General features: G+C 48.5%; 21 protein-coding genes. 20 read left to right on the top strand and 1 reads right to left on the bottom strand.

The window, feature by feature from the left end:
* The first annotated feature begins 40 nt into the window (after positions 1-40).
* Positions 41-3,220, top strand: coding sequence for an ATP-binding protein (locus SELR_RS17845; RefSeq protein ID WP_158645808.1), 3,180 nt, complete (start codon positions 41-43; stop codon positions 3,218-3,220).
* Between the two features lie 77 nt (positions 3,221-3,297).
* On the opposite strand, the gene SELR_RS10660 is transcribed toward SELR_RS17845, so the two are convergent.
* Complete coding sequence (locus SELR_RS10660) at positions 3,298-3,843, bottom strand: NADH peroxidase (protein WP_014425238.1); 546 nt, start codon at positions 3,841-3,843, stop codon at positions 3,298-3,300.
* A gap of 305 nt (positions 3,844-4,148) precedes the next feature.
* Here SELR_RS10660 and tsaE point away from each other — a divergent pair, with 305 nt between their 5' ends.
* The 19 genes from tsaE to queD all read left to right on the top strand — a co-directional run bounded on the left by tsaE (position 4,149) and on the right by queD (position 22,292).
* Positions 4,149-4,631 carry a tRNA (adenosine(37)-N6)-threonylcarbamoyltransferase complex ATPase subunit type 1 TsaE gene (gene tsaE, locus SELR_RS10655; RefSeq protein ID WP_014425237.1) on the top strand — a complete coding sequence of 161 codons (483 nt, stop codon included), beginning with the start codon at positions 4,149-4,151 and terminating at the stop codon, positions 4,629-4,631.
* Positions 4,612-5,346 (top strand): tRNA (adenosine(37)-N6)-threonylcarbamoyltransferase complex dimerization subunit type 1 TsaB, encoded by a 735-nt coding sequence (gene tsaB, locus SELR_RS10650; RefSeq protein WP_014425236.1) that lies wholly within the window; start codon positions 4,612-4,614, stop codon positions 5,344-5,346. The genes tsaE and tsaB overlap by 20 nt, the downstream gene beginning before the upstream one ends.
* Positions 5,347-5,359: 13 nt before the next feature.
* A complete protein-coding gene (gene rimI, locus SELR_RS10645; protein ID WP_231848079.1) occupies positions 5,360-5,851 on the top strand; it encodes a ribosomal protein S18-alanine N-acetyltransferase in 492 nt (163 codons plus the stop codon).
* A 28-nt stretch (positions 5,852-5,879) separates the two neighbouring features.
* Entirely contained in the window at positions 5,880-6,911 is a 1,032-nt protein-coding gene (gene tsaD / locus SELR_RS10640; protein ID WP_014425234.1) for a tRNA (adenosine(37)-N6)-threonylcarbamoyltransferase complex transferase subunit TsaD, read from the top strand.
* Positions 6,912-7,025: 114 nt separating this feature from the next.
* Positions 7,026-8,459, top strand: a complete 1,434-nt coding sequence (locus SELR_RS10635; protein ID WP_014425233.1) for a sensor histidine kinase — start codon at positions 7,026-7,028, stop codon at positions 8,457-8,459.
* A gap of 6 nt (positions 8,460-8,465) precedes the next feature.
* Positions 8,466-9,059 (top strand): ANTAR domain-containing response regulator, encoded by a 594-nt coding sequence (locus SELR_RS10630; protein ID WP_014425232.1) that lies wholly within the window; start codon positions 8,466-8,468, stop codon positions 9,057-9,059.
* Positions 9,060-9,214: 155 nt separating this feature from the next.
* Positions 9,215-9,949 carry a WecB/TagA/CpsF family glycosyltransferase gene (locus tag SELR_RS10625; RefSeq protein WP_014425231.1) on the top strand — a complete coding sequence of 245 codons (735 nt, stop codon included), beginning with the start codon at positions 9,215-9,217 and terminating at the stop codon, positions 9,947-9,949.
* A 30-nt stretch (positions 9,950-9,979) separates the two neighbouring features.
* Positions 9,980-10,612, top strand: coding sequence for a phosphatidylserine decarboxylase family protein (locus SELR_RS10620; RefSeq protein WP_014425230.1), 633 nt, complete (start codon positions 9,980-9,982; stop codon positions 10,610-10,612).
* A complete protein-coding gene (gene pssA, locus SELR_RS10615; RefSeq protein ID WP_014425229.1) occupies positions 10,612-11,322 on the top strand; it encodes a CDP-diacylglycerol--serine O-phosphatidyltransferase in 711 nt (236 codons plus the stop codon). Before SELR_RS10620 ends, pssA begins: the two co-directional genes overlap by 1 nt.
* 30 nt (positions 11,323-11,352) lie before the next feature.
* Complete coding sequence (locus SELR_RS10610; RefSeq protein WP_050992809.1) at positions 11,353-12,588, top strand: glycosyltransferase family 2 protein; 1,236 nt, start codon at positions 11,353-11,355, stop codon at positions 12,586-12,588.
* Between the two features lie 78 nt (positions 12,589-12,666).
* Positions 12,667-15,813, top strand: a complete 3,147-nt coding sequence (locus SELR_RS10605; RefSeq protein ID WP_014425227.1) for a type I restriction endonuclease — start codon at positions 12,667-12,669, stop codon at positions 15,811-15,813.
* A 10-nt stretch (positions 15,814-15,823) separates the two neighbouring features.
* Positions 15,824-17,467, top strand: coding sequence for an HsdM family class I SAM-dependent methyltransferase (locus SELR_RS10600; protein ID WP_014425226.1), 1,644 nt, complete (start codon positions 15,824-15,826; stop codon positions 17,465-17,467).
* Positions 17,460-18,698 (top strand): restriction endonuclease subunit S, encoded by a 1,239-nt coding sequence (locus SELR_RS10595; RefSeq protein WP_014425225.1) that lies wholly within the window; start codon positions 17,460-17,462, stop codon positions 18,696-18,698. The genes SELR_RS10600 and SELR_RS10595 overlap by 8 nt, the downstream gene beginning before the upstream one ends.
* 81 nt (positions 18,699-18,779) lie before the next feature.
* Positions 18,780-19,637, top strand: coding sequence for an Rpn family recombination-promoting nuclease/putative transposase (locus tag SELR_RS10590; protein WP_014425224.1), 858 nt, complete (start codon positions 18,780-18,782; stop codon positions 19,635-19,637).
* A gap of 36 nt (positions 19,638-19,673) precedes the next feature.
* A complete protein-coding gene (locus SELR_RS10585) occupies positions 19,674-19,976 on the top strand; it encodes a nucleotidyltransferase family protein (RefSeq protein WP_014425223.1) in 303 nt (100 codons plus the stop codon).
* 55 nt (positions 19,977-20,031) lie between these two features.
* The gene (locus tag SELR_RS10580) at positions 20,032-21,054 is read left to right on the top strand and encodes a hypothetical protein (protein ID WP_014425222.1); all 1,023 of its coding nucleotides are present in this window, start codon (positions 20,032-20,034) and stop codon (positions 21,052-21,054) included.
* Positions 21,051-21,488 (top strand): Fic family protein, encoded by a 438-nt coding sequence (locus SELR_RS10575; protein WP_014425221.1) that lies wholly within the window; start codon positions 21,051-21,053, stop codon positions 21,486-21,488. The genes SELR_RS10580 and SELR_RS10575 overlap by 4 nt, the downstream gene beginning before the upstream one ends.
* 10 nt (positions 21,489-21,498) lie before the next feature.
* A complete protein-coding gene (locus tag SELR_RS10570) occupies positions 21,499-21,786 on the top strand; it encodes an RpnC/YadD family protein (protein WP_041914389.1) in 288 nt (95 codons plus the stop codon).
* Positions 21,787-21,914: 128 nt separating this feature from the next.
* The gene (gene queD, locus SELR_RS10565; protein ID WP_014425219.1) at positions 21,915-22,292 is read left to right on the top strand and encodes a 6-carboxytetrahydropterin synthase QueD; all 378 of its coding nucleotides are present in this window, start codon (positions 21,915-21,917) and stop codon (positions 22,290-22,292) included.

Below are 22,292 nucleotides of genomic sequence, written 5' to 3'. Positions count from 1 at the left end.
TCTGGGACGAAGGCTTGATATAACAGGAATTGTTAGATTTTTGCTAATATTCATCATGGCCGTAGGAATATGGCAGCTGCCGGCCCAGGCAGCCGCCAGTATGGATTTTTTTCCGAAGCGTCAGACGGTACGGGTGGGCTTCTACCGGATGTCTGGCTATCATGAGATTGAGCCCAATGGTCATCGCTATGGCTATGGCTATGATTATCTGCACCTTATCGGCCGTTATACGGATTGGCGTTATGAATACATCGGTTATGATCAGGGTTGGCTTGATATGTTTGCCCTGCTGGATGCAGGACAGATCGATTTGATCACAGCTGCGCAGAAGACACCGGAGCGGGCGGCCAAGTATATCTTTTCGGATAAACCCATGGCCTACAGCTCGCTGATGATGACGACGTTGGAGACGAATGAGAAGTATCAGCCAGGCAGACCGGATACTTATGCCGGCATGCGGGTGGGACTTTTGAAAGGGAATATGCGCAGTGTGGAATTCGGCAAATTTGCCGAGGAAAATGGCTTCAGCTATACGCCTGTGTATTATGAAAGTGTCACCGCAGAAGAGGAGGGCCTGAAAAGCGGCGAGGTGGATGCGATTGTCACCAGCAGCAAGCGTATCCTGCATGGGGAAAAAATCCTGGAATTGCGGAGTCCTACGCCGCTGTATGCCCTTTCCACACCGGATAAGCAGGATATCATCAAGGACCTCAATATTGCTCAATATAAGCTGTCGAGCCTGGATCCGGGCTGGGAAGTAGCCCTGTCCAGCCGCTACTATGCAGAGGTCTCCGGCAGGATGATGGCCCTGTCGCCGGACAGTCAGGCTTTTTTGCAGGAACTGAAGGATTCGGGACATGTTTTCCGCGTCGTGGTAATGCCCAACGCCAATCCCTATGCCTATTTTGATAAGAATGGTCAGGCACAGGGAATCCTGCCGGATATTTTCGCCTTGTTGGCACAGACTGCCGGAATTCGTTATGAGATCCTGTCGGCAGCCAATCAGGACGAATACGAACAATTATTGCGGGACAAGAATACGGATATCGTTTTGGGGATGAGCTCCAACTTTTACGAAGCGGAAAAAGTGGGCTATAAGCTGACGCAAGCAGTTTTACGTTCCTCCATAGTCCAATTGTCGCTGAAAAACGAAGAGGCAGAGGGCCCGATTGCCATGACCGCCAATCTGAAACGGAAATTGGCTATGGTTGGACGCTTGCCGGAAAATGCAGATCAGCAGAATTATGATACACCTGAGGAGGCGATGGCGGCACTGAAAGCAGGCAAGTGCTCCAGCGTCTATATGCTGGGATTCATTGGGGAAAAGTATGTGAATGCAGATAAGCATAATAACTTGCGCATCAGCATCGTTCCCAATCAGCAGCTGGATATGCGCCTGGGAATCCGTGACGCTTATGATCATCGGCTTTTTGAGGTACTGTCAGCTGCCATGCCCCCCGTTGGTTCTCAGGCGGTGCAGGAAATCATCTATCGCCATACGGCTGTGCATGCCCGGGAATTGAGCTGGGAGGAAATGGTATACAGCTATCCGCTGCAGTTCATCCTGCTGGCGATCCTGCTGTTTATGCTGGCCGGCCTGGTCATGGTTACGCTCGTGCGCAATAATGCTGCTCGTCAGGATGAAAAGCGGCGTCAGGAAGTGGATGCTGTGATGAGTTATGTCTGCCGCATGCATGAAATGGTGGTGAAGGTGGATCTGCGTACCGGTACGGCTACCGAGTATCATATCGATCAGGATGGCCGTGTATTTGTGGATATTCTGCCGCATACTCTGGAGCGTTATATCAATTATCTGCATCCTGCTGACCGGGAGAAATTCCTAGAAGGCGGTGCCTATGATAATGAAATGCATACTGCTTTCAAGGAAAAGCGCATTTATTACTGTGAGGTGCGCAAGCAGACGGAAGACAATGATTACCGCTTTTTCTCCTGCCGCTTCCAGCCTTATTTCCAGAATGGTGAACTGGTGGGATTTTATTTCTACCGGCAGGATATTGATGATGAACGGCGCAAGGAGATAAGTCAGCGGGAGGCGCTGTCCGATGCGTTGAAAACGGCCCGTCATGCCAGCGAGGCCAAAGGGGAATTCCTTTCCCGCATGAGCCATGAAATCCGCACGCCCTTGAATGCCATTATCGGCTATCTGACTTTAGGTGCGCAAAAGAACAATACAGAGGAAGACTTGCGGCAGGTTATTGGCAAAAGTCAGATTGCGGCTCACCATCTGCTGGCCTTGATCAATGATATCCTGGATCTATCTTCTATTGAGCAGGGCAAGCTACAACTGGCACAGGAAGAATTCTCCTTAAAGGATATGGTGACGGAGATTCAGACCATCTTCAATGGACAGCTGCAGCAGAAAAATATAACGCTGATCATTGATGAACAGGGGGTGCAGCATTTCTGTTTGAAGGGGGATTCCCTGCGCATCAAGCAGGTGCTCATGAATATCTTCTCCAATGCGGTGAAATTCACCCCGGAGGGGGGGACAATCAGCCTGGTGATGAAGCAGATCCTGCGGCCTAATAATGTGTTTATCACTACCTTTGAGATTACAGATTCCGGCATTGGCATGAGCAAGGAGTATCTGGAGAATATCTTCAAACCCTTTGAGCAGGAAAGTGCCAAGGTAGCACGGCGATATGGCGGCAGTGGTCTGGGATTGGCCATCAGCCAGAATCTGGTCAAGATGATGCAGGGTTTCATTGAAGTGCGAAGCACACAGGGGGTAGGAACCAGTTTCTATGTCTCTTTGCCGTTGCAGGGTGTGAAAGAGCTGACAGAGGAAGCTGAAGAAAAAAGTGCAGAGGTCATTTCCTTTGTCGGAGTGCGCCTGTTGCTGGTGGAAGACAATGAAATGAACCGGGAAATTTCGGAAACCATTTTGGAACAGCATGGTTTTGTCATTGATACTGCAGTGGATGGACAGGATGCCGTGGATAAATTTACGGCGGCGGCAGCGGGCACCTACAAGGCCATCCTTATGGATGTGCAGATGCCGGTTTTGGATGGCTATGGTGCTACCAAGGCAATTCGTCGCAGCAGCCATCCGGAGGCTGCCAGCATCCCGATCATTGCGGTGACTGCGGATGTCTTTACCGATGATGTGGCCAGAGCTATGGCCTGTGGCATGAATGATTACCTCAGCAAACCCATTGATTTTGACAAGCTGCTGGAGAAATTGCGGAAATTTATGTAAATGTAAATGAAAAAGCTGACCAGTCAAATTTTGACTGGTCAGCCATGTGTGAACTTATATAGGGGATTACACTGGAATTATGCGCCGAAGTAACGATCCAGCAGGCCTTTAAAGCCGCGGCCGTGACGGGCTTCGTCCTTGCACATCTCGTGTACCGTATCGTGAACGGCATCGAGATTGAGCTGTTTAGCCAGGGTAGCCAGCTCTTTCTTGCCGGCGCAGGCGCCATGTTCCGCATCGACGCGCATGGTCAGGTTCTTCTTCGTGCTGTTAGTCAGCACTTCGCCGAGAAGTTCGGCAAACTTAGCTGCATGTTCTGCTTCTTCGAAAGCATAGCGCTTGAAGGCTTCGGCGATTTCCGGATAGCCTTCACGGTCAGCCTGACGGCTCATGGCCAGATACATACCAACCTCGGAGCATTCACCAGTGAAATTCTGGCGCAGCCCCTCGATGATGCGGGGATCTACATCCTTAGCCGTACCAACATGATGTTCATCGGCATAATTCATTTCGCCGCTCTGTTCCACAAACTTGGAGGCAGGGGCTTTACAGATCGGACAAACTTCCGGTGCTGCATCGCCTTCATGAACATAACCACAAACCGTACAAACAAACTTCTTCATAACATAAACCTCCTAAAATATATTGCACATTAATGATACTCAATTATATGGTGTGCTCATCACCATGCCTTAATTATAGGGGACAGGCTGGAAAAGATAAATGGCTGAATTCGGTGATTTAAATAAAATAAATCATTATTTCTCATTCAATCGCATGTTTTCTTTAAATAACATAGTTTATTGAGATTATTATCAACGGATAATGATTATAGATTACTGCGCCCAAATTTATATGGCAAAATGGGCACAATAGTGTTACAATGAAAAAGATAATGTTTAATTCTTATACAAGGAGAAAGGAAACTATGTTTACCTGTATGACAAGTTCTCCCGAGGAAACTGGTCACCTAGCCGAGCTGGTGGGTCAAAAGATTCGGGAAGGAACCGTGCTTTGCCTGGAAGGCGACTTAGGGGCAGGCAAGACTTTGTTCGTGCAAAGCCTGGCCAGAACCCTGGGCGTCGAAGGGGATGTGACAAGCCCTACCTTCAATCTGATGAATGTATATGAAGGGATTTGCCGCATTTACCATTTTGACCTCTACCGGCTGGAAACAGAAGAAGAACTGGATGATATCGGCTTTTATGAATACACGGAGGAGCCGGAGGGAATCGTGGTCATTGAATGGCCGGACAAGTTCCCGGAATCACTGCCTGACGATTATATTGAAGTGCGCATTCGCAAATTGGGCGAAGACAGCGACGAACGGCAGATTGATTTTGCCAGTATCGGCGAGAAGAATCAGGAGTTTATAAAGGAGTTGGAAGACTTTGTCCATACTGGCCATTGATACAGCTACGCAGGTTTCAAGCGTGGCGGTGGCTAAAGAGGGGCGGCTGCTTTCCGAGCTGACCATGCAAGGCAAGCTCACCCATTCGGAGACGCTGCTTCCCCATATTGAAAGTGTCTTGAAGATGGCGGCAACAGCCAAGGAAGATTTAGAGGGAATTGCCATCAGTATTGGGCCGGGGTCCTTTACGGGCCTGCGCATCGGTCTGGCAGCAGCCAAGGCCATGAGCTATGCGTTGAATATCCCGCTGGTGGGTGTCTCGACTTTGAAGGCATTGGCTTATCAGCTGCCTGTGCCGGGCGTGCGCCTTGTGTGCCTCCTGGATGCCCAGAAGGGCAATGCCTATGTGGAAAGCTATCGCTGGGAAGATGACGGACTGGAAACCGTAGAAACGGTAAAAGTGGCAAAGATCAGCGATATCCTGGTGGATTGCGGTGCGCTGGGCGAGCAGGTGATCCTTCTGGGGGATGCCGTGCAGAAGAAGATTGCGGGCAAGCTGGAATTGCCGGCCAATGTCCGTGTGGCGATGCCGCATCTGGTGATGCCGCGGGCGGCTTGTGTGGCCATGCTGGGGCAGGCAGAGCTTGCTGCCGGTCACGTGGATAATGTGATGGACTTAGAGCCTGTGTATATCCGCCGCAGTGAGGCGGAAGTGCTCTGGGAGAAACGCCATCCGGAAGAAGCCAAGGCCACCAAGCCGACGGAAGAAATGTAATTAGCAGATAAGAATGCGAGGAGATGTAATGGACGCTGTTCCTTTAGATAGTATCAATACGGATCATATCGAATTTCGGGAGATGGCTCCCGAGGATGCCGATGCAGTGGAAATCGTGGAAAAGGCCTGCTTTGCCATTCCCTGGTCAAGGGAATCCTTCTGGAAGGAAGCTCAGAACGAGAACACTCTGTATCTGCTGGCCTTGGATGGTGAGCGTGTCATCGGCTATGTGGGCTGTTGGATTTCCTATGAGGAAGCCCAGGTCACCAATGTGGCCATCCTGCCGGAGTATCGAGGCAAGCGCATCGGCACCCGGATGTTTGGCGAATTGATTCACCGCATCAAGGAAAAAGGAGTTACGGCCCTGACCTTGGAGGTGCGCCCCACCAATGCGCCGGCACTGGCGCTCTACAAGGGCTATGGCTTCAAAGAAGCCGGCCGCCGTCCGAAATACTATCAGGATAACGGCGAAGATGCCATCATCATGTGGAATACGAAACTTTGATTGTTTATAAAGGTGACGAATAGTTTTTATGGAGAAGAAAAAGGAAGAACTGCTGACGCTGGCTATCGAGTCCAGCTGTGACGAGACCTCGGCGGCAGTCTTGCGGGGCGGGCGGGAGATCCTCTCGAATATCATCTCCACCCAGATTCCCATTCATCAGAAATTTGGCGGGGTGGTGCCGGAAATCGCCTCCCGCAAACATATCGTGAACATCATGCCGGTGATTGACGAATGCCTGCGTGAAGCGAAGGTGGAACTCAAGGATATCGATCAGGTGGCCGTGACCTATGGCCCGGGGCTGGTCGGGGCGTTGCTCGTAGGCGTTTCGGCGGCGAAGTCCTTGGCGTTCTCACTGGGCAAGCCGCTGATCGGTGTCAATCATCTGGAAGGGCATATCTTTGCCAACTTCCTGGCTGCACCGGATCTGGAGCCGCCGTTCATGGCGCTGGTGGTGTCCGGCGGCCATACAGCCCTGGTGGATGTGCAGGGCTATAATCGCTTCCGCATGATGGGGCAGACTCGCGATGATGCGGCTGGCGAAGCCTTCGATAAGATTGCTCGGGTGATGGGCCTGCCGTATCCTGGCGGCCCGCGCATTGATGCTTTGGCCAAGGAGGGCAATCCTCTGGCCATTGATTTCCCGCAGGCACTTACGGAAAAGGGCAATTATGAATTCAGCTTCAGCGGCCTGAAGTCAGCGGTGCTCAACTACATCAACAGCGAGAAGATGAAGGGCCATGAGCTCAACAAGGCGGACATCGCCGCCTCCTTCCAGCACTCGGTGATTGAGGTGCTGGTGGGCAAAGCGTTCCAGGCAGTCAAGGAGGCTGGCCGCGATACGCTGGTGCTGGCCGGCGGTGTGGCGGCTAACAGCGGCTTGGAAGCACGGCTGCGGGAAGAAGCAGAAAAACGCGGCATAAGATTCCTCTATCCCAGCAGGATATTGTGTACCGACAATGCGGCCATGATTGGCTGCCGGGGCTACTATCAGGCACTGGCAGGCGGATACAGCGATCTGTACCTCAACGCTGTGCCGGGACTTAGTTTGACCGATAAGTAAGATAAATAAGTTACGTTCCAATGGCGGAACAGAGATATTTTTCACGCTGCGCTGCGACGCAGGGCTAAAATATCTCTGTTTCGCCATGTTACTTTATACAGAAGGGGCTGCAATATGAACATGACCAATCACAACAACACCCAGCTGACAAAAAAACAAATCAATATCCTGGACCGTCTCAAGCAGATCCTGCCATTCCTGGCCGATCTGCTGCATGGCCATGGTTTGATCTACACGCATAGCGAGGAGCATCGTCTGCGCATCATTGCCAGTGCTAAGCCGCATACGGTCTATGTGCAGGAAGCGGACGATATGGCGGGAAAGGTGGTGGATACTCTGGCGGAACCATTGGTCACAGAGGTTTTTCACACGGGGCAGTTCGTTCACGGCAAGCGGGAGCAGGACTATGGGCATTTTGTGGATATGTATGTGTTTCCCATTATGGACAATAACACGGTGATTGCAGTGTTGAGTGTTGAGGTGGATAAGGAGCATCTGAATATTGACGATTTCTCCTATCTCATCAAGGCTACGCAGGATGTGATCAGCTATGCCGGCAAGGATGTGGATCTGTCACCTTTCATGCCCTTATCGGCCAGTGATGGGCTGATCATTACCGATCAGTTCAGCCGCATCATTTTTGCCAACGATGCGGCACAGCGGATTTATCGGGTGCTGGGGGTAGGGAGTCTGAAAGGCTGTCATCTGTTTGACCGGCAATTGACGCGTCATGTGATACGGGAGTCCTTTGAGCGGGATCGGCCCTGGCAGAAGGAACTCACGGCAGGGGGATTGACCCTTATCCGGCGACAGATTGATTTGCAGGCGGGGGGGACGCTGCTCAGGCGGATTGTGGTGCTCTCTGACTTGACGGAGGTGCGGGCCAAAGAGCAGGAAATCCGCATCAAGTCAGCGGTGATCCAGGAAATCCATCATCGCGTTAAGAACAATCTGCAGACGGTGGCTAGCCTTTTGCGGCTGCAGGCACGGCGCAGTGGTTCGGAGGAAGTGAAGTCAGCGCTTTCGGAAAGCGTCAACCGGGTGCTTTCCATTGCGGCGGTGCATGATTTTCTCTCCCGGCAGCGGGATGAGAGCATGGATATACAGCAGATCATGACGGAAATCTTTGCCCAGGTCAAAGCCAGCATGGTGGCGGCAGATTTTGACCTGCAGCAGGAGTTTTCCGGCCAGGCGGTGAGTTTGCCGCCAAAATATGCCAGCTCTCTGGCCCTGGTGCTCAATGAGCTCATCATCAATGCTGTGGAGCACGCTTTTGACGGGCGGCAGACAGGGCTGGTGGGGCTGCATGTGGTTCTTGATGGGGAGCTGAAGCTTGATTTCTATGATAATGGCTGCGGTCTGCCGGCGGATTTCAATACGCAGAAATCACGTTCTTTGGGGCTGTCAATTATCCGCACCCTGATTGAAGGGGATTTGGAAGGCAGTTTCTGTTTGGAAAATGATAAAAGCGGTCAGGGCACTCATGCCTTTATTGTATTGCCGAAGCCGAAACTTATGGGACATGTTGTAGCTAGTTTGGAGGAATGAGTTATTATGCAGGGGAAGAATAAGTCATTGCGTGTGGTCGTTGCCGATAATGAATCGATTATCCGTCTGGATATCCGGGAAATGCTCGAAGATGCTGGTCATGAAGTGGTGGGGGAAGCCATTAATGGCCGCAAGGCGGTGGAACTCACCCGCCAGCATCATCCGGATCTGGTGCTCATGGATATCAAGATGCCGGAGATGGACGGCATCACGGCGGCAAAGAAAATCTACGAGACGAAGATTGCGCCGGTGATTCTGCTCACGGCCTTCAGTCAGGCTGATATCGTGGAAAAGGCTAAAGATTCCGGCGTGCTGGGCTATCTGGTGAAGCCGGTGCAGGAAAGCCAGCTTTTCCCCGCCATAGAGATTGCCCTGTCCCGCTGGCAGGAAATGCAGGGGCTGGAAGGCGAATTGGAAAAACTCAAGGATTCTTTGGAAACCCGTAAGCTCATAGACAGGGCAAAAGGCATCATCATGGCGGCGCACAAGCTGGGTGAACAGGAGGCCTATCGCCGCATCCAGCAATACGCCATGCAGAAACGGGTGCCCATCAAGGATGTGGCCCAGTCCATTATCAAGGCGGCGGGCGGCAAAGCCTGATGGCAGCAGACAGCCTGGAGGTGGAGCTTCGCTGGCGGCTGTTAAAAAATCAGTGATTTGCGGTTGCAGAAAGATAAGAGAGCGGTTGACGCTCTCTTTTATTTGTAGTAAACTTGTCTAATGAGTGTTCAGAAGCAAATTGGGGAGGTATCGGCGTGGCCGAAAAGATTGATATTTTAGGTGTCAGGGTGGATCCTGTCACGATGACTCAGGCGGTAGCTCAGGTTGAGAGCTATATGGATGAGAAGAAAAATGTTCTGATTGCCACGGCGAATGCCGAAATGATCATGCGGGCAACCCATGATACGGAGTTGAAAGACATTTTGAATGCAGCAGCACTGGTAGTACCGGATGGAGCAGGCACTGTGTGGGCCGCACACCATTTGGGCTATGAGATGCCGGAGCGGGTGGCAGGTTACGATCTGGCACAGGAGCTGATGCGCATTGCTCCCTCGAAAAAACAGCGGGTGTTCTTCTTTGGTTCTGCGCCTGGCGTAGCGGAAAAAGCTAAGGCCAAGGCCGAGGCACTTTATCCCGGCATTGAGATTGTGGGTACCCGGGATGGTTACTTCAAACCTGAGGATGAACCGGCTATCATCGAGGAAATCAAGGCGGCCAAACCGGATCTGCTGTTGGCGGCTTTGGGCGTGCCCAAGCAGGAAAAATGGCTTTATGCTCATCTGCAGGAATTGAATGTGCCGGTATCCATTGGCGTAGGCGGGACGCTGGATGTCATGGCGGGCGTGATGAAGCGCGCCCCGTACTGGATGCAGAAGGCGAAACTGGAATGGCTGTTCCGCGGGCTCTTGCAGCCGAAGCGGGCAGGCCGTCTGATGGCTTTGCCGAAGTTTGTGCTGAAGGTGCATGGCTATAAATCCCGTCATGCGTAATTTTATGTTTTGTAATCAGGAGGTGGGGGCTTGACTCCTATTATTTCCGAGGGTTATCCCTTTATTGGTGCCTGCTTCTTTTTGGCAGTCTTAGTGGGCTTTTCTATCAGTCCTTATGCAGCGGTGATTCCCCTCGTGCTGATGTTTTATTTCTGTTATTTCTTCCGCAATCCCAAGCGGGAAATCGCGCAGGATGAGGACGTGATCCTTTCGCCGGCCGATGGTACGGTAACGGATATCGTGCCCATGGAGACGGATGAATTCGTCAAGGAACCCTGTAATAAAGTCATTATTTTTATGTCCGTGTTCAATGTCCATGTGAACCGCAGTCCCATTCGCGGGAAAATCAAGCTGCAGAAGTATTTTTGCGGCCGTTTCCGTCCTGCCTATAAGGACACAGTGGGTTTTGAGAATGAGCACCATGTATTGGGAATTGAAAATGAGCGCATCCGCATCAGCGTAAAGCAGATTGCGGGGATTCTGGCCCGCCGCATCGTGTCCTATGTGACGCTGGATGATGAAATGAAACAGGGCGAACTCTATGGTATGATAAAATTCGGTTCCTGCCTGGAAGTTGTTATGCCGAAGAATGTAGAAATCACCGTGACCAAGGGGCAGAAGGTTTCTGGCGGTCTGACTGTTTTGGGGAGGATTAAAGACTGATGGATTACAGACGTTTTTTACCGAATCTATGCACGTCCATGAACCTGGTGTTCGGTATGTGCTCCATACTCGCAACCTATGAGAAAGACTTCGTTTGGGCTTCGATTTTCATTCTGCTGGCCTTGGTAGCCGATGGCCTCGATGGCCGTACGGCCCGCTTCTTCGGCGTGTCCAGTGAGATGGGCAAGGAGATGGACTCTCTCTGCGACCTGGGCTCCTTCGGCATTGCCCCGGCATTCCTGGCCTGGGCCTTTGTGCTGCAGAATCATGGCCTGCTGGGCGTGGCTGTGGTGATCATCTTCGCGGTCTGCGGCATGTGGCGTTTGGCCCGCTTCAATGTCAATGCCGATGTGGTGCATGGCTATTTCATGGGCCTGGCCATTCCGGCGGGCGGCAATATCGTGGCCATGACTACGCTGCTCTTTGTGAGCCTGGGCGTTGATCCCATGAGCTTTGGCATTGCGTATCCCATCATCATGGCCATCGTGGGCTATCTGATGGTCAGCCATGTGCATTACCCCAACTTCAAGGGTGACGGTGCTGAACCCATCTATATGGTTACGAAAGTGTTTGCTCTCGTGATGTTTGCTGCTATCCTCTGGCTGGGAAAAGATGCCCTGCTGCCGGCTGTGGCGGTGGCCGTGTTCTGCACCTATGGCGCGGCCGGGATCCTCAATACAATAATTGCTTTATTTGCAAAGGAAGGCTGATGATTTTTGACACATCCATTTGACATCATCATGGTGCCGATGCAGATTATGATTTTCCTCTTTACCCTGTATTTCTTCATCATTGGTTTCTGCGGCATGTGGCGGCGGAAAGAGCATAAGGTCAAGACGCCGAAAAAGACCTTCGCCCTCGTGGTGGCAGCTCATAATGAGTCCGCCGTCATCGGCCAGCTGGTGGAGAATCTGGGCCATCTGAACTATCCCAAGGATATGTACGATATCCATGTGGTAGCCGATAACTGTGAAGACAACACTGCCGAAGTGGCAGCCAAGGCCGGTGCTATCGTCCATGAGCGCACCCATCCCACGAAAAAGAGCAAGGGCTACGCCCTCGACTGGATGTTTGACCGCCTGTTCAAGATGGACAAGGAATACGACGCCGTCTGCGTCTTTGATGCGGACAACCTCGTGCATCCTCAGTTCCTGATGGAAATGAACAACCGCCTCTGCAAGGGCGACAAGGTCATCCAGTGCTACATGGATGCCAAGAACCCTTACGATACCTGGGTGGCCGGCACCTTTGCCATCGCTTTCTGGGTAATCTGCCATATCTCCCATCTGGCCAAGTCCAATATTGGCCTGTCGGCCTGCCTGGGCGGCACGGGCATGTGCTTTGACATGGAAATCCTCAAACGCCACGGTTGGCAGGCAACCTGCCTGACTGAGGATATGGAATTCACCATGAAGTGCATGGCCGAAGGCATCAAGACCAGCTGGGCACATGATGCCATCATCTACGATGAGAAGCCCTTGACCTTCAAGCAGTCCTGGAACCAGCGCCGTCGCTGGGCACAGGGGCAGTTCGATGTGGGCAACCGCTTCATCCCCAAGATGCTGAAAGCGGGCTGGAAGCATAAGGACATCCGCATGTGGGATGAATGCATCTATCTGATGCAGCCTCACTTCCTGATGATTTCCACCATCTTCATCATCATCAGCTATATCCAGCTGGCGTTCCCGCCCTTCTATACGAATATCTACAACTTCATGCCTTCCCAGCTGATGACGGCCATTATGTTAGGCCAGTACATCCTGCCCATGATCATCCTCATAAAGATCCGGGCCAAATGGAAATCCTGGCTCTACATGCTGCTCTATCCTGTGTTTATCTACTCCTGGATTCCCATCATCTTCCTGGGCTTTATCCATCGCAATGAACACGAATGGAGCCATACCAAGCACACCCGCGCCATGAGCATGGATGATATCGTGGGCAACGTGAAGAATACGAAAGACATTTTGAAGTAAATCCGCAAGCCTTCCCTTAATGGGAGGGCTTTTGTGTTATAATAAAAGAGAATATAACGCGCAAGGGATGTGACAATCATGGCAAAGGCTTTTTCCGAAGATTCACGGGTCAAGATTCCGGCACTATTGCATTTTACGCGGCTGGGCTATCGTTACCGCAGCTTGAAGGAGATTCGTCCACAGCTGGACTTGGAAACGAATATTGCACGGGAGCTCCTTCGTGATGCCATGAACAGGCTTAATCCTGAACTTGCCATCAATCCTTTGACCGATGATGAATTTCAGGCAATCCTTTCGGAACTATCCGATAGTTTGGCTGCGGATGATTTAGGGAAAGGCTTTTTCGGCAAACTGCAGCAGGGAATTGTCTGCCGTGGAGAAACCATGCGGCTCCTTGATTTTGACATGTCAACGAAAAATGATTGGTCAGTGGTGACGGAGTTGCCATGCTTAGTTGACAAGTCAACGGAAACGGGCAGTTTCCGGCCGGATATCACGGTCTTGGTCAATGGCTTGCCGCTTGCCTTTTGTGAGGTCAAGATTCCCAACAATTTGAAAGGGATGCAGGCAGAGTATGAGCGCATGAACAAGCGCACGAGCAACGCCAAGTACCGCCGTTTTCTCAATAGCACGCAGCTGATGGTCTTTTCCAATAATATGGAATATGATGATACGGAGGCCGTGCCGATTTCCGGGGCGTTCTATGCCACTAATGGCCGCGGTCACTTGTTCTTCAGTCATTTTCGGGAAGAAGATAAAGATATTTATGCCAACGTAAATGAGCTGAATCCCGAAGATGAAGACACTATCCTGCAGGATACGAATATGGCGATTCTCAAAGGCCGTGCGGATTATGCGATGAATTGCAACTTCATGACGCCGACCAATCGCATTTTGACCTCGCTGTTTACGAAAGAACGCTTTCTGTGGCTGCTGCATTATGGCATTACCTATGTGGAAAAGGTAAACGATAAGGGCGTTATGGAAATAGCCAAGCACTTGATGCGTTATCAGCAGTTTTTTGGCTCTCAGGCCATTGGACGCAAGGTGGCTGCTTTACGGGAGCAGGAAAAGGCGTCAGCAGGAAAAGTCTGCTACATGGATGAACGTATGGATTATAACTTGGAGATGGTAGCCGACCTGCCACAGCATAAAACGCAGCAGTTGGGTGAGAAGCGTCAGGCCCGTGGCGGTGTAATCTGGCATACGCAGGGCAGTGGCAAGACAGAACTGGCTTTTTACAATGTCAAAATCCTTGCGGATTATTATGCGGCTCAACAGATTGTAGCGAAGTTTTATTTCATCGTAGACCGTCTTGACCTGATGCAGCAGGCGGCGGATGAATTCCGTGCCCGTGGGCTGAACGTGGTGGAGATTGGCAAGCGGGCGGAGTTTACGAAAAACATTCAGAGCACCAGTGAGCAGACACTTTCCGGCGGGCTGGTGATGAATGTAGTCAATATCCAAAAATTCGGTGATGATGCCGTGACCAAGGCGCCGGACTATAATGTCAGCATTCAGCGTGTCTACTTCATTGACGAGGTTCATCGTGACTATCGTGCGGATGGCTCCTTCCTGGCGCGGCTGGTGAATTCTGACCGCAGTGCCGTGATGTTCGGCCTTACAGGGACGCCGCTTATTGGCAAGGTGCGCACCAAGGATCTGTTTGGGGATTATATCCATAAATACTATTACAATCAGTCCATTGCCGATGGTTATACTCTGCGGCTTATCCGTGAAGGCATCAAGACGGAATACCGTCTGCAGCTCAATGCGGTGCTGGACAAGCTGAGTGATGAGGTGGAAAAGGGGCTTATCCAAAAGAAGGATTTGACCTGTCATGAGAATTATGTGAAGCCCTTGGTGGATTATATCGAGGAAGACTTCACAGGTTCCCGTATCCTCGTGGGGGATAGCACCATCGGGGCAATGGTGGTGGCGGATTCCAGCCAGCAGGCTCAGGCTATCTATGAAGAACTGGCCGCCCGTGGCACCTTCCGTGCCGCACTGGTGCTTTCGACCATCGGGGAGACGAAGGAGCAGCTCAAGGAAAAACGCGATGCCTTCAAGCGGGGCGAGGTGGATATCCTGGTAGTCTTCAATATGCTGCTGACAGGTTTTGATGCCCCGCGTTTGAAGAAGCTCTATCTGGGCCGCGTCATCCGTGACCACAGTCTGCTCCAATGCCTGACGCGCGCCAATCGTCCCTATCATCAGCTGCGCTATGGCTATGTGGTGGACTTTGCCGATATTCGGGCAGAATTTGACAAGACAAATCAGGCTTATCTTGCAGAGTTGCAGGAAGAACTGGGGGATGATTTCGAGCAATTCTCCAGCATCTTCAAGACTCCGGAGGAAATCGGGGAGGAACTGCGGGAAATCCGGGACAAGCTCTTTTCCTTTGACACGGATAATCTGGAAAATTTCCAGCGCCAGATTTCCTCTATCGAGAACAAGGAGGAAGTCAGTGAATTGCGTCATGTACTGTCACAGTATAAGGAACTCTACAATTTGGCGCAGCTTTTTGGCTATGAGGAACTGGTGGAGAAACTTGACCGTGACAAAATACGGATGCTCTTTCAGCTGGCGGAGCAAAGACTGCAGCTGTTGCGGGAGAAGGAAGCTCTGCAGAATCCGGAAGATATGGACAGCCTGATTGAAATAGCCACCCATGATATCCGGTTCACGTTCCGCAAGGTCAGTGAGGGCGAATTGTCCCTGGCTGATGCCTTTGCCAGCAAGCGGCGGCAGACGATTGGGGAATTCGGACGCAATCAGGACAAGAAAGATCCGGAGTTCCTGAAACTCTGGGAGGAATTGAAACGGATTCTGGAGGGGCACGATATTCAGGAAATGACCATGGATGAGATGCGGGAGCAGGATAAGAAACTGGAAATCCTGCGGCAGAAAATGCACGATCTCAATGCGGTCAATTCCAGACTTACGGAACGCTATGGGGGCGATGTCCGCTATATGCGTCTGCATAAGAACCTCATGCGGGACGGATTGATTACTTCGCCGAGCTTGACTTTTGACTTCCTGCGGGATATGAAATCCTATATCGACGACAGCCTGCTGCACAAAGAAACCATTCTGGCCAATGAGAATTTCTTCCTGCAGAGCTTGTGGAAGGAAATCAAGCAGCAATTGAGGGGCAAGCAGCCGCTTACTGTCGCTATAGTCAAAGCCATTGGCAACGAAATAAAAGACGAATACATCCAGTAAGGAGAACTATATGCAATTACAATCTGAAAAACAAATCATTTATGCGCTGATCGATGACCTTAAGGCCATTTGTTCCAATTATGGGTTGGGCAATAGCGGCAACGAGTACAAAATCATCACGGAGACATTCCTTTATAAATTTCTGAACGATAAGTTCCTTGCTGGTATCAAGGACCTGCCGGAATTTCAGGGCAAGTCAACCCAGGAAGCCGAGCGGCATCTGGCTGACTTGTCCGATGAGGATTTTGAATTCCTGATGATGGATTTAGACCCGCGCATCGCCCGCATCCATCCCGAAGACCTTATCAGCAGCCTGTTTTCCCGCAAGGGTGAGGATGGTTTCCATACCACCTTCGATAACGCCCTGCTCCATATTGCCGAGGTCAATAAGGATGTATTCTCCGTGGCTGCCGGTGCGCAGAACCGCGTGCGCCTCTTTGATACGCTGTCCAATCTGGTTACGGAGGTAGAGCGTCAGGATGATTTCTGCCGGGCGATTATCAACAAGCTCAATGCGCAGAGCTTTGCTGCCGTATTCCAGCAGAAATATGATTTCTATGCGGATATCTTCGAGTATCTCATCAAGGACTACAACAAGGACAGCGGCCAGTATGCCGAATACTACACTCCGCATTCCATTGCGCAGATTATCGCGAAAATCATCGCCCCCAATGGTGCACAGAATGTCAGCATCTATGATCCGGCGGCAGGTTCGGGCACGCTCGTACTGACCTTGGCTGAACAGATTGGCGAGGAGAACTGCACCGTTTACACGCAGGATATCAGTCAGAAATCCAACGAAGTCCTGCGGCTGAACCTTATCCTCAACAACCTTGTGGACAGCTTGCCCCATGTCATTCAGGATGATACTTTGGTTCGCCCCCGTCATTTGGCAGAAGACGGCAAAAGCATCGAGAAGTTCGATTATATCGTCAGCAATCCGCCCTTCAATACCGACTTCAGCGAAACCCGCGACCAGCTGGCAGGCGAAGGCTACCAAAAGCGATTCTTCGCCGGCGTCCCCAACGTGCCCAAGAAGAAAAAGGAAAGCATGGCCATCTATCAGATGTTCCTGCAGCATATCATCGTCAGCATGAAAGAAGGCAAAGGCAAGGCGGCTATTGTCGTGCCGACAGGATTCCTGACTGCGGCAACAGGGATTCCCTACAAAATCCGTCAACATATTGTCAAGCATAAACTCCTGCGCGGTGTTGTCTCCATGCCCAGTAATATCTTTGCCAACACGGGGACCAATGTTTCCGTGGTATTCCTCGATGCCGCAGGCACGGACGATGAAAAAGTCCTCCTGGTTGACGCGTCAAATATGGGCGAAAAAGTCAAACTCGAAGGGACGAAAAATCAGCGCACCTATCTGAGCAAGGAAGAAATGGACAAGATTGTCGCCACCATGAACGAACGGCAGGAAATCGACGATTTCAGTGTCCTCGTGAGCCTTAAAGATATTGAGCAAAAGAAATGCTCCTTCTCCGCAGGCCAGTACTTCAAGGTCAAGATTGAATACGTTGACCTGATTCCGGAAGAATTTCAGCAGAAAATGGCTGACTACGAACAGCAGTTAAAGGCATATTTCGATGAAGGGCATAGGCTTGAAGAAGAAATCCTCAAGGGAATGGGAGAATTGAAGTATGAGTGATACAATATCTAGTATATCGAGAGTAATTGATAGTTTACACTCTACTCCGCAATACCAAGATAAAGGGTATTCGATGGTTCGTGTCGTTGATGTAAATAATGAATTCTTGTCATTGGAGAAGTGTTTAAAAGTAGATAAAGATACATATAGCAAGCATAATAAAAACCATAAGCCGGTGAACGGAGATATTATTATTACACGAGTGGGTTCGTATGGTATGGTTGGATATGTTGATACTGATGATGAATTTTGTTTAGGACAAAATTTATCAGTTATCCATCCTAAGAAGTTTGATGATGGAAAATTTCTTTATTACTATATTTTGTCGCCGTTTATGCAAAAGGTGATATATGGAAATATTGGTGGTTCTGCATACAAGTGCTTGGGGCTTGAGGATATTCGTAATTTACCCTTAAATGTTGAAGGCTTAAATAGAAGAGAGATAGGCGATTTTCTATATCGTATAGATAAGAAAATTGATATTAATCAGAAAATCATCAAGACATTGGAATCCATGGCCAAGACCCTCTACGACTACTGGTTCGTCCAATTTGACTTCCCCGATGCCAACGGACGCCCCTACAAAACCAGCGGCGGCAAAATGGAATGGAACGAAACCCTATCCCGAGAAATCCCGGCAGGGTGGGAAGTCGGACAGGTGTGTGATTTAGGCGAAGTAATTGCAGGTGGGACACCTAGCACGGAACATCCAGAGTATTTTACATCTGAGGGAATTGCATGGATTACTCCGAAAGATATGTCATTATTGGATGGAAAGTATATTTTCCATGGAGGAACAGATATATCAGAAGAAGGATTGAAAAATAGCTCGGCAAAGTTGATGCCAGCGGGTTCGGTGGTATATACCACTAGAGCGCCTATTGGATATGTTGCAATCGCTGGAAATGATGTATGCACGAATCAGGGCTTTAAATCAGTTGTACCGAAAAAAGATTTTGGTACGGAGTTTGTTTATTATACATTGAAGTCTTTAGAAGTGCATTTCAAAAATGTTGGTAACGGTTCGACATTTAGTGAAGTATCAAAAGAAACTTTTTCAACGGTTCCCATATGTATTCCATCAAAAGAGGTAATAATAAATTTTATGGGGAAAGTTGATAAATTAAGTGATATGCAAAAGAAGGCACAGTTGGAAAATAGGAAATTGATTGCTCTTAGAGACTTTCTTCTCCCTATGTTGATGAACGGCCAAGTCATATTCCGCCAATGACAGTTTGAAAGATACACAATAGGTCTTTGCTTTTTCGAAATGAAAGGTATACAATGAAACGGACAGATAGGAGGTATGTATATGACAGCTTTTCGTATAAACCGTACTAATGATGCCGTATTCAAGGCTGTTTTCGCCAAACACCCCAAGATAACGATTGCGCTCATCAATGCTTTTTTTGAGTTTCAAGGCACTGAACTCATCGCTGATATAGAATTTATCGACAGGGAAATAGATGCTGATGAATACGAGGGAAAGGAGTCGCGCCTAGATATTTTGGGGCGTACAGCTTCGGAAACCAAGGTCAATATTGAAATGCAGGTAAATTCCCTTGCCGCAATGGGAGAACGTTCTGTATATTACTGGGCACGCAATTATGCTGACTTGAAACGTGGCGAAGAATATGACCAATTAAATCGTACTGTGGCTATCAATATTTTGGGATTCAACTTATTCGATGTGGAAAAATATTCGGATATGCACAGCTGTTTTGGTATTTATGATGTAAAAACAGGGTGCCAGTTGACGGATAAATTGGAAATCCATTTTTTGGAGCTGCTGAAATTTAAGAGTAAGAATGTAAAGGAAATGAACCGTATGGAAAAATGGGCAGCATATTTTTCCCCAACGACTTCCGAAGAAGAATTGGAAAAAATTGCTGCATCAGATGAAGCCATAAAGGAAGCAATGGAGGTGGAGGATGTGTTCACCAAAGACGAAATAGCGAAAAGGTCTTACGAAAAAGCAGAGAAATTCCGCCGCGACCAAGCCGCACAACTAAAATACGCCGAAAAAAAAGGTGAAGAAAAGGGCATAAAAGCAATGATTCTTACATTGAAGGAACTAAATGTAGATAAGGCCATAGCTATAGATAAAATCAGCACACATTTTCATCTCCAAGCGAATGTTGCTAAAGGGTATGTTGAGACAAATTGGTAATATTCCGCTCATAATATTTTGAAAGGAAGGTGCAAAATGTCAAAGCAGATATTTACCATTGAGAATATAACAGCTTTGGTTAAACCATTGGCGCAAAAGTATCATGTCAAGGAAGTATACCTGTTCGGTTCCTATGTCCGGGGCGAAGCTGATGAAAACAGCGACTTGGATTTCCTTGTTTTCGGTGGCGAAGGTTTCAAGATTACCCATATATTTGCCTTTGGCGAAGAACTGCGCGAAATTCTGCAAAAGTGTGTAGATGTATTTGAAATCAATGAAATCAATCAAGACAGCGAATTTTACAAGACGATTATGAGAGAAAAAGTTTTGGTGGTATAAAAAAGCTATAGACTTATTTGTGTTTGATTAGTTTAACTTTGATATGGAGAATGTAATGGATAAGAATTTAACAAATTCACATTTGGATAGACAAAATATATTAAATAATCATATTGCTTTAGATGAAATTCGTAAGGCAGTAGATATCAAATGTATTGTTTGGCATGGTAAGTTATATCTAACCAAAGCGATGCTTGCGGATTTTTTTTCTATAGATAGTCGTACTATTGAGCGATATATTACGAAATATGGTGATGAGTTAAAAGATAATGGTTATAGTCTTTTGAAGGGGAAAGACCTTGAGGATTTTATTGATGTGTACGATAAAACTTTTGCGACCGACATTAATGTCGGTCGCAAAATAAGGACTATGGGGATTTTTGATTTTCGTGCTTTTTTAAATATGGCAATGTTGTTGGTAGAAAGCGATACTGCTGCTGATTTGCGGCGAATTATGTTGGATGTAGTAATTGACACAATAAACCAAAAGGCTGGTGGATCTACCAAGTATATTAATCAACGTGATAAAGATTTTATTGGAGCTTTTTTGCAAGAGGAAAACTATCGATGCGAATTTACGGAGGCTTTAAGAGACTATGTAAATATGGGAAAAGGTAAATACCCTATTTATACAGATAAAATATATCAAAGTATTTTCAAAGAAAAGGCAAAAGAGTATAGAGAAATCCTAAAACTATCGCAAAAAGATAGGTTGCGTGACACATTGTATTCAGAAGTGTTGACAATAATAGCATCTTACGAGTGTGGCTTAGCAGCAGAAATCAAAGCAGAATACCAAAGATTAGGACGAAAACTGGATAACTGGGAATTGTCCAAGCTGTTTTCTCGGTTTGAGAATATGCCACTATGGAAACCATTGATTAATAATGCACGTACCAAGATGGCTAGTCGGGATATGGCCTTGAGAGATGCATTTCATTACCAGTTACAGGAATATATAAAACCTTTAGAAAAAAGAGAATACGATAAGTTTCTAGGGCGTGCTGGAGATGAATTGGAAAAATTGATGGCAGAAAATGCAGATGTACTTCATCGTCTCAAGGAGAATGGGGAATGAGTGAGATTGTTTATATAACACCAGAGCAAGCAAGAGATACTCATCATAAAACAATAAAGCATAGTGGCGGTGGTACACTTGAAGAGTTGGAATTTGAAAAACTGGTGGGGGTACTGAATAATATCCAAAATGATGAGTGGTATCCGACTTTTGTAGACAAACTGACTCATTTGTTCTTTTGTACTTGTCAATTTCATTGTTTTGCTGATGGGAACAAAAGATTAGCAATAACGCTATCAACCTTGTTTTTACTCCTAAATGGATATATGGGAATAGCGCATACCTTCATTGGTAATATGGAGAATATCAGCTTACAAGTAGCGGCTAGTAAAATTGATAAAGAATTACTGCACAAAATCATGGAAGCTATCATGACAAATACTTTTGATGAAGATGAAACATTAAAATTAGAAATTTATAACGCAATTAAATAGTAAAGAGAATTTGTTATTTTCTGTTTGTGTTGACGGCAAAATCAATGATGATGCCTTTGTGCAAGAGATTGACCAGGAAATCCGCGAGGTCAAACAGATTGAGAACGAGAGGGTGAGTTACATGACTTTAGCGATGAAGATGATGGAGGAGCGCAAAGAAGGCCGTAAAGAAGGCGTTGCCTCGGTAGCAGTCAGCATGTTGAAGCTGAAGTTATCGTTGGATGTAATTCAAGCAGCCACAGAGCTTCCCCTTGAGGCAATCAAGAAACTGGCGGTAGAAAACAACATATCCATCTGATAGAAATCGAAGCTGGCGGCTTGACTGGTCAACCTGCCAGCTTTTGGTTTGTTGTCGTGCTATTGAAATAACAATATGAAGATGCTATAATCATGTGTACTTTGTATGTAGTTAGGAGTTAGATATATATGTATACGTTAAAAGTCGAGGGCGCCTTTGAGGCAGCCCATCATGTGGCCGGTTATCCCGGCAAATGTGCGCGGCTGCATGGCCATAACTGGGTGGTGGAAGCAGTCGTCAAGGGGCGTGAGCTGGACGAGCTGGGCATGCTGGTGGACTTTAAGGTTATCAAACAGACCTTGAAGGATACACTGGAGCGTTTTGACCATCGTTACCTCAACGAACTGGAGCCATTTAGCAGCGGCGTGAATCCCACGGCGGAGAATCTGGCCCGCATTATCTTTGAGGAACTAGCTGGTCATGAGATCTTCCAGCGGGACAGTGAGCTGGCCGCCATCACGGTCTTTGAATCGCCGAAATCCAGCGTTACCTATACCGAGGACTAA

The organism is Selenomonas ruminantium subsp. lactilytica TAM6421, from assembly GCF_000284095.1.
In the GTDB taxonomy this organism is placed as follows: Bacteria; Bacillota; Negativicutes; order Selenomonadales; family Selenomonadaceae; genus Selenomonas_A; species Selenomonas_A lactilytica.
This window is presented reverse-complemented; position numbering and strand designations above follow the sequence as displayed.

Excerpts from the sequence above, each read along its gene's own strand:
- SELR_RS10660 (WP_014425238.1), bottom strand. The coding sequence starts at position 3,843 with ATGAAGAAGTTTGTTTGTACGGTTTGTGGTTATGTTCATGAAGGCGAT.
- queD (WP_014425219.1), top strand. The coding sequence starts at position 21,915 with ATGTATACGTTAAAAGTCGAGGGCGCCTTTGAGGCAGCCCATCATGTG.
- SELR_RS10595 (WP_014425225.1), top strand. The coding sequence starts at position 17,460 with ATGAGTGATACAATATCTAGTATATCGAGAGTAATTGATAGTTTACAC.
- SELR_RS10630 (WP_014425232.1), top strand. The coding sequence starts at position 8,466 with ATGCAGGGGAAGAATAAGTCATTGCGTGTGGTCGTTGCCGATAATGAA.
- SELR_RS10610 (WP_050992809.1), top strand. The coding sequence starts at position 11,353 with ATGGTGCCGATGCAGATTATGATTTTCCTCTTTACCCTGTATTTCTTC.
- SELR_RS10585 (WP_014425223.1), top strand. The coding sequence starts at position 19,674 with ATGTCAAAGCAGATATTTACCATTGAGAATATAACAGCTTTGGTTAAA.
- SELR_RS10600 (WP_014425226.1), top strand. The coding sequence starts at position 15,824 with ATGCAATTACAATCTGAAAAACAAATCATTTATGCGCTGATCGATGAC.
- SELR_RS10580 (WP_014425222.1), top strand. The coding sequence starts at position 20,032 with ATGGATAAGAATTTAACAAATTCACATTTGGATAGACAAAATATATTA.
- SELR_RS10590 (WP_014425224.1), top strand. The coding sequence starts at position 18,780 with ATGACAGCTTTTCGTATAAACCGTACTAATGATGCCGTATTCAAGGCT.
- SELR_RS10635 (WP_014425233.1), top strand. The coding sequence starts at position 7,026 with ATGAACATGACCAATCACAACAACACCCAGCTGACAAAAAAACAAATC.
- tsaE (WP_014425237.1), top strand. The coding sequence starts at position 4,149 with ATGTTTACCTGTATGACAAGTTCTCCCGAGGAAACTGGTCACCTAGCC.
- SELR_RS10575 (WP_014425221.1), top strand. The coding sequence starts at position 21,051 with ATGAGTGAGATTGTTTATATAACACCAGAGCAAGCAAGAGATACTCAT.
- tsaD (WP_014425234.1), top strand. The coding sequence starts at position 5,880 with ATGGAGAAGAAAAAGGAAGAACTGCTGACGCTGGCTATCGAGTCCAGC.
- rimI (WP_231848079.1), top strand. The coding sequence starts at position 5,360 with ATGCGAGGAGATGTAATGGACGCTGTTCCTTTAGATAGTATCAATACG.
- pssA (WP_014425229.1), top strand. The coding sequence starts at position 10,612 with ATGGATTACAGACGTTTTTTACCGAATCTATGCACGTCCATGAACCTG.
- SELR_RS10605 (WP_014425227.1), top strand. The coding sequence starts at position 12,667 with ATGGCAAAGGCTTTTTCCGAAGATTCACGGGTCAAGATTCCGGCACTA.